Source organism: Melioribacteraceae bacterium 4301-Me (genome assembly GCA_041538185.1).
Classification (GTDB): domain Bacteria; phylum Bacteroidota; class Ignavibacteria; order Ignavibacteriales; family Melioribacteraceae; genus Pyranulibacter; species Pyranulibacter aquaticus.
The window spans coordinates 118806-138334 of sequence record JBGORM010000007.1 but is presented as its reverse complement, the minus strand read 5'-3'; the positions used below and the strand labels follow the sequence as shown (position 1 = coordinate 138334).

11 protein-coding genes are annotated in these 19529 nt (G+C 32.1%); all 11 read right to left on the bottom strand.

What is annotated here, in order from left to right:
* Positions 1-108 precede the first annotated feature (108 nt).
* A complete protein-coding gene (locus ABRY23_12240; GenBank protein MFA3783821.1) occupies positions 109-1509 on the bottom strand; it encodes a sigma-54-dependent transcriptional regulator in 1401 nt (466 codons plus the stop codon).
* Between the two features lie 2 nt (positions 1510-1511).
* The gene (locus ABRY23_12235) at positions 1512-2210 is read right to left on the bottom strand and encodes a sensor histidine kinase (protein ID MFA3783820.1); all 699 of its coding nucleotides are present in this window, start codon (positions 2208-2210) and stop codon (positions 1512-1514) included.
* An 89-nt stretch (positions 2211-2299) separates the two neighbouring features.
* On the bottom strand, positions 2300-2560 hold the full coding sequence (locus tag ABRY23_12230) for a hypothetical protein (protein MFA3783819.1): 261 nt from the start codon (positions 2558-2560) through the stop codon (positions 2300-2302).
* Between the two features lies 1 nt (position 2561).
* Positions 2562-2891 carry a hypothetical protein gene (locus ABRY23_12225; protein ID MFA3783818.1) on the bottom strand — a complete coding sequence of 110 codons (330 nt, stop codon included), beginning with the start codon at positions 2889-2891 and terminating at the stop codon, positions 2562-2564.
* Positions 2888-4672: a flagellar filament capping protein FliD gene (fliD, locus tag ABRY23_12220; protein ID MFA3783817.1), complete on the bottom strand. Its 1785-nt coding sequence runs from the start codon at positions 4670-4672 to the stop codon at positions 2888-2890. The genes ABRY23_12225 and fliD overlap by 4 nt, the downstream gene beginning before the upstream one ends.
* 13 nt (positions 4673-4685) lie before the next feature.
* Positions 4686-5027 (bottom strand): flagellar protein FliS, encoded by a 342-nt coding sequence (locus ABRY23_12215; protein MFA3783816.1) that lies wholly within the window; start codon positions 5025-5027, stop codon positions 4686-4688.
* A gap of 67 nt (positions 5028-5094) precedes the next feature.
* Positions 5095-5895: a flagellin gene (locus tag ABRY23_12210; GenBank protein ID MFA3783815.1), complete on the bottom strand. Its 801-nt coding sequence runs from the start codon at positions 5893-5895 to the stop codon at positions 5095-5097.
* Between the two features lie 984 nt (positions 5896-6879).
* On the bottom strand, positions 6880-8361 hold the full coding sequence (locus tag ABRY23_12205; protein ID MFA3783814.1) for a glycosyltransferase: 1482 nt from the start codon (positions 8359-8361) through the stop codon (positions 6880-6882).
* 28 nt (positions 8362-8389) lie between these two features.
* A complete protein-coding gene (locus ABRY23_12200) occupies positions 8390-11497 on the bottom strand; it encodes a tetratricopeptide repeat protein (protein MFA3783813.1) in 3108 nt (1035 codons plus the stop codon).
* A 5-nt stretch (positions 11498-11502) separates the two neighbouring features.
* On the bottom strand, positions 11503-18708 hold the full coding sequence (locus ABRY23_12195; protein ID MFA3783812.1) for a glycosyltransferase: 7206 nt from the start codon (positions 18706-18708) through the stop codon (positions 11503-11505).
* A complete protein-coding gene (locus tag ABRY23_12190) occupies positions 18698-19528 on the bottom strand; it encodes a dTDP-4-dehydrorhamnose reductase family protein (protein MFA3783811.1) in 831 nt (276 codons plus the stop codon). The genes ABRY23_12195 and ABRY23_12190 overlap by 11 nt, the downstream gene beginning before the upstream one ends.
* Between the last annotated feature and the right edge of the window lies 1 nt (position 19529).

The following is a 19529-nucleotide window of genomic DNA, read 5'->3' as shown; positions in this document are numbered from 1 at the left end:
ATGACAGGAAAAAGGTTGTTTAGAGATTGCCTCACCCCCTTCTATTCCGCTCGTCCGTTTTACAGGACCTCAACAGAAAAAAGGTAGGATAGTTTTTAAGGATTATTACTAAGCTATGTTCTTCTTAATCTCAATACCCAGTTGTTCCATACGGTATCTCAATTTAGAGCGGGAGAGTCCAAGAATTTTTGCAGCGCGCACCTGATTACCGTTAGTAATTTTAAGCGTTTCTAAAATTAATTTCTTTATAACAGTATCTATTTTTATTCCGTTGGAAGGTATTTTCAATAAAAATTCGTCTTTATTAATAACTTCATTTTCTTTATCGAACTTATCGACTAAAAAATTGATATGATCAATTCTAAAACGATTGCCGTCCATTAACAAAATTGCACGTTCCAAAGCGTTCTGCAGTTCTCTAATATTTCCTTTCCAATAATAGTTTTTCAGAAAATCAATCACTTCATCTTCCACAAATTCCACTTCTCTATTTAGTTTTATGCCTAATTCTTTTAAGAGAGAATAAGTGAGAAAAGGTATATCCTCTTTTCTCTCGCGTAAAGGAGGAATTTGAATTTTAGCTACATTAAGTCTGTAATAGAGGTCTTCTCGAAACTTGCCGTTATTAACTTCATCTTCGAGATTTTTATTAGTAGCGGCAATAACTCGCACATCAACTGAAATTTCTTTTTCGCCGCCGACTCGGTAGAATTTTTTTTCTTGAAGAACTCTTAGAAGTTTAACTTGCAAATCCAAAGACAACTCACCAACTTCATCCAATAATATAGTACCTCCGTCTGCCAGTTCAAATTTACCAAGCTTTGTTTTTTGCTGGGCACCAGTGAAAGCGCCCTTTTCATGTCCAAAAAGTTCACTTTCTGCCAATTCTCTTGGAATAGCGGCACAATTAATTTTCACAAAAGCTTTATTGTACCTTGGACTGTTTTGATGGATAAACTTTGCAAAGACCTCTTTACCCGTGCCGCTTTCACCCTCCAACAAAATTGTAGTATCGGGACTTTTAGCCAATTTCTCTGCTATGTTAACAATTTTTTGAATCTTCTTGCTTGGTCCAAAGTATTCTTTTGTAATTTTGTCGGAAGCTAAAATTTCTTGCAGTTTATCAATTTCTAATCGAAGAGCCAAATTCTCTAAAGCTTTTTTTATCACAAAGTTCAACTGTTCCAAATCTATAGGCTTAAGTAAAAAATCATACGCGCCATATTTAATTGCCTTTACTGCTATGTTAACATCGGAGTAACCAGTAATCATTATTACAGGAATATGGTTGAACTTTTTCTTAGCTTCTTTTAGTAAGTCCAAACCGTTTAATTTTGTCAAATAAATATCGAGAAGAATTACATCCGGCTCAAAACGTTTTATAATATCTAATGCATCGTTTGCATCTACACAAACTTCAGTTTCATAGCCCAATTTAACTAATGCTTTTTTTAAGGAAGTACAAACAAGCTCATCGTCATCAACAATTAATATTTTGTTCCTATTCATTCTTACTCTGTCCCATTAAATCTTATTTTAAAAGTTGTCCCTTTATTTACTTCACTAGTAAATGAAATTTCAGCGTTATACTCATTTAAGATTGACCTGCAAAGGCCCAATCCAAGTCCAACTCCATTTTTTTTGCTTGTAAAAAAATCCTCGAAAATTTTTTCTCTATCTTCTGGTTTAATACCACAGCCATTATCATGAATTTCCCAACAAACAGTTGGTTTTCCAGTTTCAGCAGAAGCATAGATATAAATTTTAATTTTTCCTTTATCAATAAAAGAGTCAACAGAATTGTTAATAAGATTAAGGAAGACCTGGAGTAATTTTTTCCTATCAAAATAAATTCTAGGGACATTATCAGAATAAAATTTTTCTATTTCCACATTAATTTTATTTGCTCTTTGTTTAACCAAATCAATAGCGGTATCAGAAACTTCGCAAATAGAAATAAACTCCTCTTGGTCAGCTGTTTTTTTAGAAAAGCCCAGAAGTTGTTCTATTAGGTTTTGGATGTTTAAAATTCCTTTATAGCAATCATCTAAAGAGCTGTTAATATCTTCAGGCAAATTAGACTGATACATTTTAATGTAATCTAAATTTAACTTAACAGCTGTAAGCGGGTTTCTAATTTCGTGAAGCAGGCTTGCGGTAAGCTTCCCCAATACTAGTAATTTGTTTGTTTGAATTAAGTCGTCTTTCATAAAAAGTAAATATGCCACAGAATTAACACGACATATTTACTTTTTTCAAAAGTAAAATTCAATGTTTCTTAATAAAAAATGCAGAAAGATTATTTTATATCTTTCAAGATGCGTGAGACAACAACATTTAATACATCTTCAGAGTCGTAAAATTTTTGCTGAATTTTGTTTTTTATTTCGTTCAGCTTTGTATCGTCTGTTACGGAATTTAGCGATTCGTTCAACTCTTTAGCTTTTTCGGAGATTTCAAAAGAATCTGTTTTTTCTTCAGATTCCTTTTTTACGGACTTTGCTTGAACTTCTCTATTTTGGTAAATGTTAAAATTCGGTTTTCCAAATTCAACTTTCACTTTATCTCCTAGTATAAATGGTTAATTTTTTTTGGTTTTTTATATATTTTAATTTTAATGAAACAGCTTCTAATTCTTCTTCTTTTTTCTCAATTATATTATCGAGCGTTTCTTTTAATAGTTTATACTTAGGAGAAATTTTTTTTTCAAGTTCCCTTAGCGTGTTGGAATCTAATTTTTCTTTAAGAAACTTTTTCTCTTCAATAATTTCTTGAGCAACTTTATTTAGCATTGTAAGTTTATAATCGCTATCAGCCTCATCTAAAGTCTCTAGATAATATACGGCAGTATCTAACAATTTGTTAATCTTATTTAGTATTGAAATATTCATTGAGTGCTAATCATGTTACTTGTACCAAACAAGCTGTTTTGCAATGTATACAGACTGGCAAGTTGTGCTTGTAAATCCTGATATCTTTTTCTCAGCATCTCAGCACTTTTATCGATTCTATTTTGAGTGCTGTTGATTTTATCTGTCAAATAATTGATATCGTTATTTAATAAAGACTGTGCATTGCTTAAATAACCGCCGCTGCCAAGATAAGGATTAATTTTGTTATACAATGTATTTGCAATTCCGTTTGTGGAATTAAACAAGTCAACTACCTGACTAAGGCTGTTCGATAATTTATCATCCAGCAAAGTTTCATCTGAAATGCTGAGACCTGTATCAGAATTAAAAGTAATGCCAATTTGACTCAGAAATTTAAGATTACCTGTCTGAATGCCTGAGACTTCAGTAACGGCCGTTTGTCTAAAATAGTCCAAAAGCGTCAATGCATTAAAATCACTAATAAGTATTCCTCTGCCACTGCTGCTTGAAAAAGTGTTAGTTCTTAAGTAAGTGTAAGAGTCGTTAAATTTTTGAATAAAGTCTGAAATCTTGCCTTTTATTGTATTAGTATCAGTTACAACGTTTACATTAACCGTAGTATCGGTAGGCTGCATTACTTTTTTAAGTTGAAAAGTAACACCACTAACCAAGTTGCTAACTGTATTTGAATTGTTCTGTAAATCAATTCCGTTAAAATTAAATTTAGCGTTAAGCAGGTTGTTAGTTTGAGTTACATCTGAATAAAGAAAACCTGCGGTATCTGGATTAGTAGCTTGGTCAAAAGTTGGACGCGAGGTTCCAAGGTTAAGTCCTATACTCGACAAAGCAGAGTAAGAGGTAACATCTGATAAATTAGTTATTCTGTAATCCAAGCCCGTATTTTTGGATGATATAGAAATTTGAGAAGTACCAGTTGTAGGTGAAAAAACAGTAGCCGAGACCAAATCTTTTGCTGCCTTTTCTTTGGTAACCTGAATTCCGAGGTCAGTTACCAAATCAAAACCGCTAAGGTGAGATATAGAAATATAATTACCAGAATTTAAGAGAGTAATTCTCAATGAAACATCACCGGCATTGGGGGAATCTAATATTTTTTCTGCATGAACGCCGGAAACATTAGCATTAATATTAGTAACTATTTCATCAATTAATTGTTCGTAAGTACCGCCGCCGTTTACTGAGATTGTGGTCTGTGTTCCGTTTACATCAATTACAAATGAACTGCTCCCACCAGTATAACTAGTTGAAGCGGTTTTAACTGCCGAATTTACTACAGCCGCATCGCTGTTAATAGCATCCCTTATTTTTTCCAAAACAGTTTGATTTGTTTCACTCGTTCCAAATGTAACCTCTACAGTGCTGGTATACTCACCGCCATTTCCATCACCAGTCTTTATATTAAAAATATGTGTACCAGTTATTGCATTACTTGTGGATGAAGCTAAGTCTGATGAAATAACAATATCATTTTTTGCAAGTTGATTAACTCGGATATTATAACTTCCTACTGATGCTGTATTTGATGCAGATGCAGTAACAAAATCTGAATTCGATGTATTAGCAGTTTTAGCACTAAATAGCGAGTCGCTGCCAGTAGCTCTAAATCCTTCTAAGGAACTTTTCAGCTGATCTAACTTGGATGCTATTGTTGTATATGCTGAATTTATTTTTTGATATTTGTCCTTTCGCGTAGTTAGATTAGTCAAAAGAAGATTCTTTTGACTAGTAATATAAGACTGCACTAGTGAATCAATATATGAGGTAGATAAAATATCCACTTTTGTCACCTAACTAATTGGCTGAATTAAAAACATCTATCCAAGTTTGCCTGAGTTCCCGTAGTATTTTATACACTATTTCATAATTTCGACTTCTCATTTGCTCTTGGCAAAATAAATACAGTTTCAATAATCCAATAGAAATTCCTTTTGCAGATTCATCTTCGAAATTAAGACTATTAATTAGTTCTTGAATGGCTCTGTTAGTTTTAGCAATATCTTTTCTCTGGCAGTTAACAATAGCATTATCATAAATTTTAATCAGCAACTGTTTAGGATTAGCTTCAAGTATTTCTTTTTCTATATATGTGTTTAACTTCGACTTAGTATTAAGGGAATAGGAAGGAAGATTCATAACAAACTCCGAAATATTTATTAGAAAATACCCCCAGCCAATACTGGGGGTATCATTGAACTAATCATTATCTGAATAAAGCTAAGATGTTTTGAGGCTGCGAATTAAGTTGAGCAAGCATTGCAGTAGCAACTTGAGAACCAATTTGAGCTTTAGTTGCATTTAACTGCTCCAATGCCACATCAGCATCAAATAACCTACTTACCGACGCTGTAGCATTTGAAATAGCTGCAGTTAAATAATCATTCTTTACATCAAATCTTTGGGTGTAATTACCTATACTGCCAAGTGCATCTTGTATGGTGCTAATAATGGTGTCTACATTAAGGGTACTTACACTGCTTGAAGTAGCGCCGGTTATAGTTGAAAGATCAATTGTATTCAATGTACCAAAATTAACAGTTGTAGATTCAGATACACCTGTTTGGAATGTAAAGGATGAGCTATATCCTGTACCAGACAAAAGTGCAGTATCATTAAATTTAGTGTTCGTGAAAATTGAACTAATTTCATTGCCAAGCGCTACTACGTCATTAGCAATAGCAGTAAGATTTTTGCTTGGATCATTTGCATCTGCAACTTTAGCTTTTACTTGAATTAACAGGTCGTTGATATTAGAAAGTGCAGATTCAGCAGTAGCAAGCAAGTCTTTAGCTGCACCAATATTGCCTTGAGCAGCTTTCATAACTGAAACCTTTGCTTCTAATTCTTTGCCTACTCGGTAACCAGATGTATCATCGGCAACAGAATTAATTCTTTTTTGAGAAGCAAGACGTAATTGAGCTTTTGCAGCTTGTGCGTTGACTTTCGCTAAAGCATTATAAGCTTTTAATGCTTCAACGTTTGTGTTGATTTGAAAAAGTGACATTTAATACCTCCTTGGTTTTAGTTTATCGAGCTTCCATGCTCGTTTTGTTTAATTAATGAGATTTATTTCTCACTTACATTATCGTTATCCAGTATCAAAAGTTTAGCATTCGTTAGCATAATTTTTTGAATGCTTTTCTTCTTCATAAAAATGATAGAGATGCAAGGGCTCGTCCCTACTGTGATTAAAAGACAATTAGGGCAAGGAGACCTTGCCCATACATCGATGAAAACGGATGATTCAACAGCTGTAGGGTCGGGGTTTTCCCGACCAATCATGTTGCACCAGTCCATTAAAAGCGGATGGTTCAGCGGCTGTAGGGTCGGGGTTACCCCGACCCTACAGCTACATGTAGAAATGTAAACGGATGAATTAACGGTTATAGGCTCGAGGTCTCCCCACGAAGTGGTGCATTTGCATTGACCACAACGCTTCGTATTTAAGAATTTTTTGAAGAAAGAAAAATTAAGAATAAGGTAATAAGGTTAAACTTCATTTTAGTTAAGTGATGTTACTAAGGTTAGGTCAAAAATAAAATTAAGTTTTGTTTATGGTATTATAGAGTATTATTACTCTATTGAAAGCTTTGAGAATTCAGCACCCACGAAGTGTGGGAATCAACCACTTCGTGGGTGGATTCCAGTTGTGGATTGCAATTAAGAACGAGGAATTTTTACATAACCTTAGTAATAATGATTGACAAACTAAATTACAAACCTTATTAGCTTATCAGCCAAAAGCTGATGAACCTCTGGCTCATTTGTAAACCATATAAAGCCATATTCAGTAGAAACATATATAGGAAGAGTTCGGAAATGAAAAAGGTAATAGTCAAAAATATCACAGATTTTACAGATTCTGCAGAATACGGCAGACTTTTTAGTTTAATGCGCTAATTACAAATGTAGGGGCTGGGAGACCCAGCCCCTACAGTTGGTGAAAACTGGTGCTTGGGCGAGAGGACCTCGCCCCTACATGGATGATTTACTTTCCCCTAATCACTTGTTGAAGCAAAGTATTTAACTTTTGAGCAAGAAAAGGATTTGTTGAAAGGAGCTGTTTATTATCATCTACAAACGACATTAATTTTTCAATTTGGTTAGTCTCCAAATAAACAGCAATTAAGTACATAATCGCCTGCAAATCATTATTTGATTCTGAAAGTATCTTACTAAGAAGTGATTCAGCTTTATCAAATTGCTTTTGGTCCATTAATATTAAACAATATTCCTTGGATAAGGTGGTTAAGTCCGGCAAAACTTTTAAGGCTTTCTCTATAAATGAGCTATAGTTATTTACATTATTTTTCTTAAATAAGGTAATAAACAATTCAATGTTATCTTTATTTAATTGTTCTATTAAACTTTCTATTTCCTCGTTCGATAATAAAGTTTTTGTTAATAATTTTCTTATTAAACTTAACTCGACAATTTTGCTTTTTATTTTGAGTGCATTAGATAATTTTTCAAAGAGCCCAAGAAAATAATTCAAGCTTTGCAAATCATCAAACTTTGCAGCTATTGTCAATCCCAAATAAAGAACAGTATACTCATCGACTAATATATTTTGTGAAGTTAACACTTGCTGCCTATTTAATTTAAGAGCGCTTTTCACAAAGTCAATTGCCTTAGAGGCATCTTTAAGCATTGCATAAATCTTAGCTGCTACTAAATACGAAAGTGGTTGGTAAGGGTCAGTCTTTATTGACTTTTCAATATATTCTCGTGCAGTATCTAGGTCTTGCTGGTCTAAAAGATAAACTGCAAGCGATCGCATAGCCGTAGCTTTATATTCATTTTTAAGATTATTGTCTTTTAAAGCCTCCAAAAAATATTTTATTGCCTCAGCTTCATTATCCAGTATATGAAGCGATTGCGCTATTTGAAAGGCGTAATAAGCTGATTTAGTGCGTTCGTATTCTTTATAAAGAATTTCAAGATTTCTATTCGCTTTTCGTTTAAGCTCTTTATTTTGAATATCATAGCCTACGTGAATTATTTCAATATTAGATTTTTCAATGGGTATTTTATTTTTGATAAGTGACGGTTCAATTTGCTCATGAATTTTACCTTCAAACTTAACTCCTTCCAATTTAGGAAATAACCTCACATAACTCATTATAGAAGGTCGACCGCGCGTGTCATCCAGATTTATAATTTTACAAAGATATGCTTTATCATTTCTTGCGGTACAAATTTTTTTTAATTCATCAATGCACTTACTATTCAATCTTTCATCAGCATCCAGGTACAAGATCCAATCGCCATTAGATTTACTTAATGCAAAATTTCTTGCTGCAGAAAAATCATTAATCCATTCAAAATCATATACTTTAGCGCCGTATTTATATGCTATTTTTTTAGTAGAGTCGGTCGAACCAGTATCCACTACTACAATTTCATCCACTACGTTTTTAACCGAATCGAGGCAAGCTTCCAAGTACTTCTCTTCATTTTTTACTATCATACTAAGAGTTATCATTTCCAACCATATATTAATTGTAAATTTTGCTTAATAAGTTATCCGCTGTTTTTTCCCAAGTGAAGTTTTTCATATACTCGCCAGCTCGTTTGCCAATTATTTTCAATTGTTCTCGATTGTTATATGCATATTCTATTTTACTTATAATTTCATCCAATAAAGGCTCTTCCCACTCTGCTATTAATTTATTGTTGTCATAAAGTTTAAATTCTTTCATCTCCTTAAGCATTATAGAATTATTTTCGGTTAAAATATCTTTATGCCCAGTGTTGTACGAAGCAATTACAGGTTTACCGCAGGCCATATATTCCATTAAAACCAGGTTAGTTCCTCCTTCACATCTGTTGGGAAAGATTCCAACATCAGTTTTCATATAAAGTTCTCTCAGTTTTTCATTAGGAACTATCGGCAGTATAAATACTCTTTTCGTATCAATCCCATTAATAAAAAAAATATTAGCAATAAAATCGTGCCAATTGTTTCCTCTTAATTCAAAGTTAATATACTTTGAAAAAGCCATCGTGTTAATTGAATTTTGCCAATAGTTATACCAGGCATTAATTAATATCATATCACTGTATTTTTTATGAAGAATTTCAAAAGCCTTAATCACAAGGTCTTGCCCTTTTCTCAATTCAAATTTTCCGCCCGAAAAGATTACAAAGAGATTGTCATTTCGTTCATAGTCGGATGGATAAAACATTTCCGGGTCAATTCCCTGAATTAAAACCTGTGAATTAAGTATACCGGCATTTATCATTTTTTCTTTGCACCAAGTTGACCCGGCAAAAATAATATCGTACAGATGTGAATTTTGCACTGCTTTATCAGTAAGTTCACTTTCGAAAAAAGTATAGCCAAAATTCCTATCCCCTCTAATTTCTGAAACGCTTTCAAAATCAATATTTTTTAGTGCATGAAAAACATCGCCTTCTATTTTAGTGCTTCTGTAATTATTAGTATCTAAATTTCTAATGCTGATTTTTTTCGACAGCTCTTTTTTAAGATACTTGCTGCATACACCCCAGCCATAATTTTCTCCGTTTACCAAAGCAAGGTTTAAAATCTTATTTGTGTACAAATTATTGTTATTAGGTTTAGTAAAATTTATAAAATCTTTTTTGTCAAATTTTATTTCAATGAGGTTCAGTAATTCCGATTTAATTTCTTCAATAACATTAGACCAATCTTTTTCGACTTTTTGTCTAAACAGACGCATTGTTGGGTACCACGGCGAATCAGTTCTATTCAATAGCCAACGCCAGTCGGGTGCGAACGGCAGCATCAGCCAAACATTTTTGCCAAGTGCAGCTGCCAAATGAGCAACTGAGGTATCTACACTTATCACTAAATCTAAGTTCATAATTGCAGCTGCAGTTTCATCAAACGAGGTTAACTTTGTTTCTAAGTCAATTATATTACTGTTGTTCAATTCATAGAGCTGTTCTACAGCTTTCCCTTTTTGGAGTGAATAAAACTGAACAAAAGGTAGTTCGAAAAGACTTTGTAACTGTTTTATTCTGCAAGACCTGTTTCTATCATTTTTATGATTCGGGTTGCCAGCCCAAACGATACCTACCTTTAATTTATTATCATTGCCAACAATGGATTTCCATTTATCAATCTTTTCTGCTTCAACAAAAATATAAGGAATGTTTGCTGAGATATTAGTTAAATCTGTATCAAATAAACCTGGGAGACTTAATAAATAAACAAAATAATCATATTCAATTTGAGGTTCGCTCAAATCGTTCTTTTTAATTATAAGTTGATCAAAACCCGAACAATTCTTTAATAATGAGGCGAGCAACGATTCGCATTCAAAAATTACATAACACCCAAGACTTTTGAGTTTAGGCAAGAATCTAATAAAATGAAAAGTGTCGCCAAACCCTTGTTCAGAGCAAACAAGAATTTTTTTATTTGCAGCTGATTTAAGCAATTCTTTAGTCAATTCTGGTCTTGAGAATTCTCGTTTGGCAAACCCTTCAACCTGCTTACGCCACTCGTATTCTTTCCAGCCTTCTTTAAAATTCCCAAGCAATAACAAAGCATGTGAAAAATTATAATGTGTTACAGCAATTTGGTCATTTTCTTTAAGTGCTTTCGCTGAATAAGCGATAGCTTCTTCCAGATTTCCCTGCCTAATCTTAGAAACAGCTGTGTTAACATAGGAGACTACCTTTGCATTTTCATCTACTATTTCGTTAAGATATTTTTCCGATTCCGCATAATTCCCTTCCTCAAGAAAAACATGAGAAAGTTTGATAATCGTATTAGGATTATTTTTATTTATTTCAAGAGCATGTTTATACAATGAAACAGCATCAGAATTTCTTCCCAATTTTTCATAACATAAGCCGAGATTATGATACGCTTCCCAAAAGTCATTTTTCAATTTAATTGAATTTTCCAAATAGGTTATAGCTTCAGTAAATTCTTTTTTATTAATTAAACAAACACCCAAATGATTATAAGCTTGATAGTAAGCTGGATTTAATTCAATAATCTTATTTAAAACCTTTATTGATTCATCAAATTTTTCTAGGTTCAGATAGCAATTAGCGAGGTTAAAAAGGTATGTTGTATTATCTGGCTGGATTTCAATTGCTTTTAAATAGTATGATTCAGCTTCTGAGTAATTTTTCTCTACAGTTTTAATGTTACCCAAGTTATTAAATGCATTTGAATTTTTTCTATCAATAGTAATTATTTTTTGGAAATAATCATATGCCTCAGTTTTTCTATTTTGATGAAGACAAATTACACCGAGATTATTAAGCGCGTTAAGATTGTGTGGATCAATTTTAACTGCTTTCTTATAGCACTCTTCAGCTTTTTCATCTTGTCCAATGCTTTGAAACGAAAGTCCCAAATTATAATATGCCGTTGGATGAAACGGGAATAACGAAACAACTTTTTGAAAATAGTTAATTGATTTATGGAAATCACCATTAGTAAAATAAATACCGCCCAAAAAATTTAATGCATTAAAATCATTAGGGTTACTTTTAATAATCTGATTGAGAAGGGCCACAGCATTCTGCAAGTTTCCTTTTTTATAAAGTTCAACAGCCAATGAGTAATAATCCTTTTGTTTTGATTTTTGGTTTATCTTCATTTTAATTATGCCTGTCTAAATTGTTCATCTAAAATTGAATTAAAGTAATTAAGATTTTCTAAGGCAATTTCGTTTTGAGGGTCAATTTTTTGTATTCTTTCAAAAAGTTTAATGACCAAATCATGTTCTTTTTTTATTATAAAAACCACAGCAAGATTATTCAGAACGTCCACATCAAAAGGATTATTTGACAATAGTTCTAAGAGAATAGACTTTGCTTTTCCCAGTTCACCATTCTCGATTAGAATTTCAGACTCAGAAATTTTCCCGGCAGAGTGGTTAGATTCTAATGTGTAATGAAAGCTGTTAAAGTTAAGTTTTGCGTTAGCATTAATTAAACCATCAAAAGCTTTGTCATTAAGCGGGTCATTTTTCAAAGCCCATTCGAACATGGTTTTAGCTTCGCTGTACATTTCTGCTGCGTAATAAGTTTCTGCAAGTCCCAAACAAGCTCGTGAAGAAGAGGGATTAAGTTGAAGTTCTTTTTCGAAGAACAGCTGTGCTTTTTCTAAATCTCCATTCAGCAGGGCAGTGTTTCCTGTCAAGTTCAACAAATCCACTAATTGCAATTCTTCATATCCTTGTTTCGATGAATTGTTGTAATTATAAATTGCATTTTCAAGAAATAATTGCGCAAATTGAAAATCTTTTTCTTCAAGAAGTATCATTGCTCTTTTTACGTTTTCTACGAATATATCTTTATCCAAAGGAAATAGAAGATTTCTTTTCTTAAAATTTTTCCCCTTTAGCCAAATTTCTTCCGGGTCAGCTCCCCACTTATCAATGAAAATTTGCTTGTTAATTTCGAGACGTTTTGAATACTCTTCCAGACCATTGGCTTTAAAACTTTTCGAGCCGAAGTGATGAATAAAAACATCTTTTGCAATTACAGTTTTAAATCCAGCAAGTTGAGCACGCAGGCAAAAATCATCATCTTCAAAATTGCCAGGGGAAAATCTTTCATCAAGTCCACCGATTTTATCAATAACTTCGCGTTTAATGAGTGTGCATAAGAAAGCAATTCTTGGAAATTCAAAGAATTCACCTTTTCTTTTATTCTTTACTTTTTCTGCATAGATATGCATATCAGTTATAGAATTATATTTAGCTTCATTATCGATTTGAACCCCGCTTACTAAATTACTAACGGGTCCCACAAGACCTATTCTCTTATCTGAATCAGCAATTTCAATAAACCTCGATGTCCATCCTTCAGTGAAAATAATATCGTTATTTGCTACAACTATAAACTCAGCGGAAGATTCTTTTAGTCCTTGATTTACTGCATTTGGAAAACCAACATTTAAGGTATTTCTAATTATCTTTACTCTACTATCTTCATTCTCCAATTTTGTCAGATAATCATTTGTAGAATCTTTACTGTTATTATCAATAATTATAAGTTCTGCAAGCTGCGGCGTAGTTCTTATTAAAGATTCAATACACATTCTGGTATAATCAACATTATTGTAAACAGGAATAATTACAGAAACATTCTTACCAAACAAATCCCCTTCATAATTATTCTTCTCTATTTCAGTTAAATTATTAAACAACATAATTTCATTTAATAACTTTTCTACATTACTTTTTGGGAATGAATATCCGAGCAAATTTTGATATACATTAATAAAAGCATTCAATGAATTATATTCATTATATTCAAGTGATGTTCTATATGCATTTCTAAGAATTGGATTAAGATTTATTCGTGAGTACAGAATATCTAAAAGATATTTAATAAAATTCTCATGGTCATTATATTTGACTACAAACGAGTTTCTTTCGTGCATGCAAAAACTTTCAGCGCCCATATTATTTGTTGTAATTACAGGAACACCTGAAGCCATTGCCTCTAATAGCGGCATTGAAAAACCTTCATACCATGAAGTACAAACAACTACACTTGAGTTTCTAATAACTTCTGCTACCTTTTCACTATTTAATTTTTCTCTAATTTCAACAATACAGTCTAATTCTTTACTCAACTCTTCCTGTATTTTATTAATATTCTCAGTTTCATAACCAACTACTATATTTAATTTCAAGTTCTGTATCCTGTATTTTGATTTTTGGATAGCAACAATAGCAGAAGCTAAAAACTTAAAACCTTTGAGAGGATGCCAAGGATTTCCAATAAACAAAATCGATTTTGTATTATTATCATTTAATTTACCTGGTTTAAAAATCTTATGGTCAACACTGTTGGGAACGTATTCAGATACACGATTAAACTTTTCCTTAAACAAATTAACAAGGTGAGATGATACTGAAATATTTTTAACCGGTATCGCATGAAGCATCGTTAAAATATGCTTGTCACTTCTCAATTCTTCATATGTTCTACCATAATGATATCCTTCGTATCCTTGACACAAATGAACAACTTTTGATAAGGACAGCTTATTTAATACTGCTGGCAAATCAAAAATGCTAAAGACGACAAACAAATTAATTTTAGAAGTATCAATTTCTTCTATACTATTAATTATAACATAATTTAATTTCTGCTTAATCCAATCTGGTTTTGCTGAGTAAGAGTAAACGGTAACATCCGCTCCAAGTTTAATTAACCAATCAATATGTTTAAACAATATTTTTGTACCACCACCTACAACGGAGGCATCCTTAATAAAAAATGCAATGTGAGGAATGTCTCCAACAGTAACATTTTCTTCATGTGTTTTGTTTTTATTGAAAGCAACAAAATCCTCTGCAAAATTTTTATCGCTAAATTCGAAAGTTAATTTACATGTGGGACAAATAAATTTTGAAGTCGTATGTTCTGATACCATCTCATATTCAATAATGACATTAAAATTATTATTGCATTCAGGGCAGTGTATTTCTAATCGATGTCTAATTGAATTTAATTTAATCTCAAGTGGTTCAACATACCATTTAATGATATCTTTAGTGTTAAGAACGCTATATTTTTCATGTGATTCATAACCAACTATTATTGGCTTATAAATTTTGCTTTGTTTATTTAATTCGTTATGATGTTTTAAAATTTTCATTAAATATGTTTCTATTGCAGCAGTATACTTCTGATTACCTTTTTCTACTAAAAGCTTAACATACTCACAGGCATCTTCAATAAAATCATGTTTACTGTATAAAACTTTTTTTCTATTTAAAAACAATTTCAAAATATTTTTTACTTCTTCACTAAGAGGCTTTGCCAAATAATCCTTAACAATAACTTCAAGGAAATCATAAGCTTTTTTACGAATGTTAGACTGCAAGCAATTATTTATCCATTCCAAAGTTTTTTCTGCTAAAGCTGAGGTAAATCCACAACGATACAAGAAAGCATCTTTTTTGGTCAAAACAAATACAATTTCATTTAAAGCAGAGAATATTTTATTAGGATTACTAAAGTCTGTAAATGGGAAAAGTGCATTAAAGGGTTTCTCATTTAAAAATCTTATTAATGAGTATGTCGAATCAAAAACACCTCCTTCTAAAAAAGAATTTGTAGTTTGTCCTTTATGAATTCTTGTAACACAGGTTCTTTCATTAATAAAATGGCTTTTATATTTGGAAGAAATACGCAGCCACATATCAAAATCTTGTCCTTGTCGTAATGTTTCATCGAACAAACCAACATCATCAAAAACACTTTTATGGACAGCTATTGAATTGCCATGAACATAATTTGCCCAGAAGAAATGAAGAACTTGAAATTCAGTAGGAGGTATTTGAAGCCACAATCCAGGAGCTATTTTTTGTTTCGTTTCTTCAATTAATAAATACCAATGTGAGTGGAAAAATTTAATATCAGGATTTTCTTTTATTGCATTAAAATGAATTTCTAATTTATTTGGTTCAAACAAATCATCTGAAGAGAGCCAGCAAATCCATTCACCTTTTGCGTTATTAATTCCCACATTTAAAGCGGAGGCAACTCCGCCGTTTTGTTTGTGAATAGCTCTAAATCTTTTATCCAACAATAAATATTTTTCGATTACTTCTTTAGTATTATCGGTACTACCATCGTTAACAATAATTGCTTCCCAATTCCGAAATGTTTGTGCCAATAGACTATCCAATGCTGCACCTAAATATTGCGCATGGTTGTAGGTTGGAATTATAACTGTGAATAATGGTGGTTTTTCATCATAAGATTTTTTAATTAAATTTTCTCTTAGTAATCGTGCTTTTTGAATTACTTTCTTCCATTTATCTACCATACCATTTACAGTAAAACCCTTTTCTATTATCAGCTTTCTAGGAGTAAAATTTCTTTTTTCAATTTCTTTCAGAGCATATTCAAAGTCTTCACCAAAAATACCCACTTTTGATTTTTCTTCTTCTGTAAAATCTGCAAAGATTCCAGTATTTCTCATGATAATTGGAAGGTTGCAAAGACATGCTTCTATGGCTGCTAAACATTGTGTTTCTACCGGAGAACCTAAAATAAAAAAATCAGCACAATTTAAAAGCTTTACAAGTAAATCTTGCTGAATACGATTGAAAGTCTTACAATTATCGCGTGTATAACAGAGATTATCTTTTGAAACCAATATCCAAAATATTTCTGGATGATTATCTATAAGACTTTTTACTTTCGACCAACCTTTTACTTCACCGAAGTCGCCTACAAAAATTCCAATCCGTTTATTAGGAAAATTAAACTCTTTACGCATTTCATTTTTATTCATTGGTTTAAAAAGTGAATCATCAACACCGATTGGAATAATTTCAAAATTGTATTCAGGATAAGATTTAGCTGTCAATCTTGAATTAGTAACAAGCAAATCAGCATGCTTCAAATTTGTTTCTTGCTGATAAGATAATCTTCCCATTGCTCTAAGATTATCTTGTAAATAGCAAATTGTAAATCTGTCTTTGCTTAATCTATCAATAAAAGAGGCATTTTGAATAATAATTGAGGATTCTGGAAAATTTTTTGAAATATAATTTGATGCGTTTTCTGTAAAGTTTTCTGTTGTGCCAAGAATATCCATATCAACGCCGGCAGAATTAGGAAGTTTTTCTAATAGAAATTCCCACATGGTTTTTTCACCCATTCTGCCTTTAAGATAATCATTAGCAATAATAACTCTATTAGATTGACGTTTAATTTTTACATCATCTATTGAATCCATCTCCCCGCACTGGAAATGATAAACCAAACTATCGAATGCGGTTTTATGAAAAATTCCTATTGATGACAATTTTTGCATCAGCACCACATCACCGCTTATGCATGCCTCACCCTTTTTAGCAATAATTGGCTGAAAAGGATTAGAACCGGGAACAATGTTACCTTCGGGGTATCCGCCAACTGCATCAAAATGTTCTCGTTTGATAAGAAGCGGCATAAACAAACCGCCATCTTTTAAATTTTCTTCTGAAATAGATTTGGCAAATTCTATAAATCCTTGTTCATTGTAATCTTGTAGTGAACGACCAAAATTTTTACTTATACCATATTTCCCTGAGGGAAACTTACCGCTTTCAACTAAACGTGAGGTAACGCAATTGTGTCCATCTAATTTATTGTAAAGATTTTCAATCCAATTGGATGTAAACGCCATATCACTGTTAATAAAAAGAAGGTAATCTCCTTTTGCCTTTTTTGCTCCAAAATTCCACGCTCTGTAAACATTGTTTATATACCATTCAGTCTTTTGCTCATCGGAATTATTCCAAACATAATAAGGAATATAATTTTCCTCTAAATATTTTAGAACCTCATCAGTTGCATCATTTGCAACAAAGAAAAATTCTTTATCATGTAAATCGGTATATTTTATAACTTGCTGGTAAACAAATTCAAGCCATTCAATACTTTTATAAATAAGGCAGATAATAGAGATGCGCGGTTTGAAAACTTCATCTCTATAATTTTCTATTATTGTAAGAGCCTCTTCAAAAGAACGTTTTTTGGGAGGTAAATCTTCTACATACAAACAATCAGGAAAAAGTTTCTTATTAACTTTTCTAAGTTGAAGTGTCTTTTCATCAAGAAGTCGCTCTAAAGCCCAGCCAGATTGACCATGTGCACGATAAACAAGATACTTAAATGCTAAAGATCTATCCGAAGCAAAACCATAGTGAATTACTGCAATTTTATCTGTTTTTTCAATTTTTTTTATGCTATGAGGATATTGCTGCTGGTGTAAACCAGCTTCTTGGGAATGGAATTGCAAGTCTTGTGTAACTCTCCATAAACGAACGAACCAGCCGTCATCGTAGGCATTATCCACTCGCTGCCAAGAATTGCTACGCCATAAATTTATTTCATGAAAACTTATTCCATCAATTTCATTTTCATCAGCATATCTGCAAAGGTTTTGAATTTCAATTGCTGCGTTAGCAGTTAACACTTCATCTGCATCTAACCAAAGAACAAAATCAGGTTTTAACTCTAAAGCTTTCTCAAGTAATACTTTTTTATGATTTATTTCATTCTTAAAGTCATTTTCACCGCCTCTCAAAATAAACATTGCTTTATCAGATAAATATTCAAAACTTCCATCAGAACTTCCGTCATCATAAACAACTAATCCATCTACAACCGGTTGAAGATATTTCCAGAAACGTTCTAAATTGCTTTTTCTTAACTCATTAAAGACTTGTGTTATGGCTATAATTTTATATCTTTTATTTTTAAGAATGAGTTGTTCATTAACTTCATTAGGTTTATCTTGTTCTTCAATCCAACTAATTTGTTTTTTTCTTTTTCTTATAATCGATAATCCTGGATGAATTGGGATTGTTGTCAACTCAAACCCAAATTCATTTTGATATTTCTTTAATTCTTCAACTGCAAGATAAGCGTCACCACAATACCTTTTATCAGTGTAATGAATATTTTTTGGATAAGTGTCATGTAAAAGAATTAATCCTTGATCATTTACAAAGGGGAAAAAATTCCAAAAATCTTTTAGAACAGATTCTTTTGAATGATCAGCATCTATAAACAACAAATCTATAAAAATTGGATTTCGTTTTAACGCTTCGGCAAATTGGTCTGTGGATGAATTTATGAAAGTTGTCTTCTCAGAAATTGTCATCCACTTCCTTGCTTCCGGTGATATATCAACACCAATAAGTATTTCAGCGAAAGGAATCATTTTATTAAATAATTCACAATGATATAAACCAAGTTCTACATAAATTTTAGGTCTGAATTGAGAAGCAAGATAAACTATAAAATCTTCATGCCAATTTTCTTTTCTTTCATGGTTAAGCTCCATGATATTCTTCCTTTAGTTTAAAAAATTCACTCATCTCTCTAACTTGTTGGTCTAACATTTTCGTACATATTTTAGATGCAAGAGGGAAAATACTCGCAAGACTTCTATCAACTGATTCCTTTGCTTCAACTGGATTTATCTTCAACTTCAAATCATAAACTTCATTGAAAATATTAAGCAGTTCATATTTATTAACTGTATCCGGTGAATAAATATGAAATATTCCTTTTTGGTATAAATTATTTTTCAAAATTTTTTCAATGATTTCTGCAAGGTAGAGAGTTGTAACACCATTCCATAGATGATTTGTAAATCCATTTACTTCTTTACCTGCTTGACTTTTTGCCCATTCAAGAAGCGACCTGCTGTTGCTATTTTCTTCGCCAATAATTGAGGTACGAATAACCATACAATCATTCGTTTCACCAGCAATTTTACTTAAACCGTATAAGTCCTCTGCATCGAAATAATCTTCTTCTGTATACTTGCCTTTTTTACCCGAATAAACACAATCTGTTGTAATATGAAAACACTTAATCCCTTTTTTATTACAAAGTCTGGCAAGATTTCTCGGAAATATGGAATTTATTTTTAATACATTTTCTACTGAATTTTTAGAAATTGTTGGTTTAATTACCCCAGCACAATTTATAACTGCATCTATTCCATTCAAATATGTTTCTAATTTCTCAATAGGTTCAGATGCAATATCAAATTCGTTTCTTGATAACTCTACTACATAATACCCACGGTACTTAAAATAAGAACTTACAGCATAGCCCAGCATTCCAGTTGAACCAATTATTAGTATTTTTTCCATT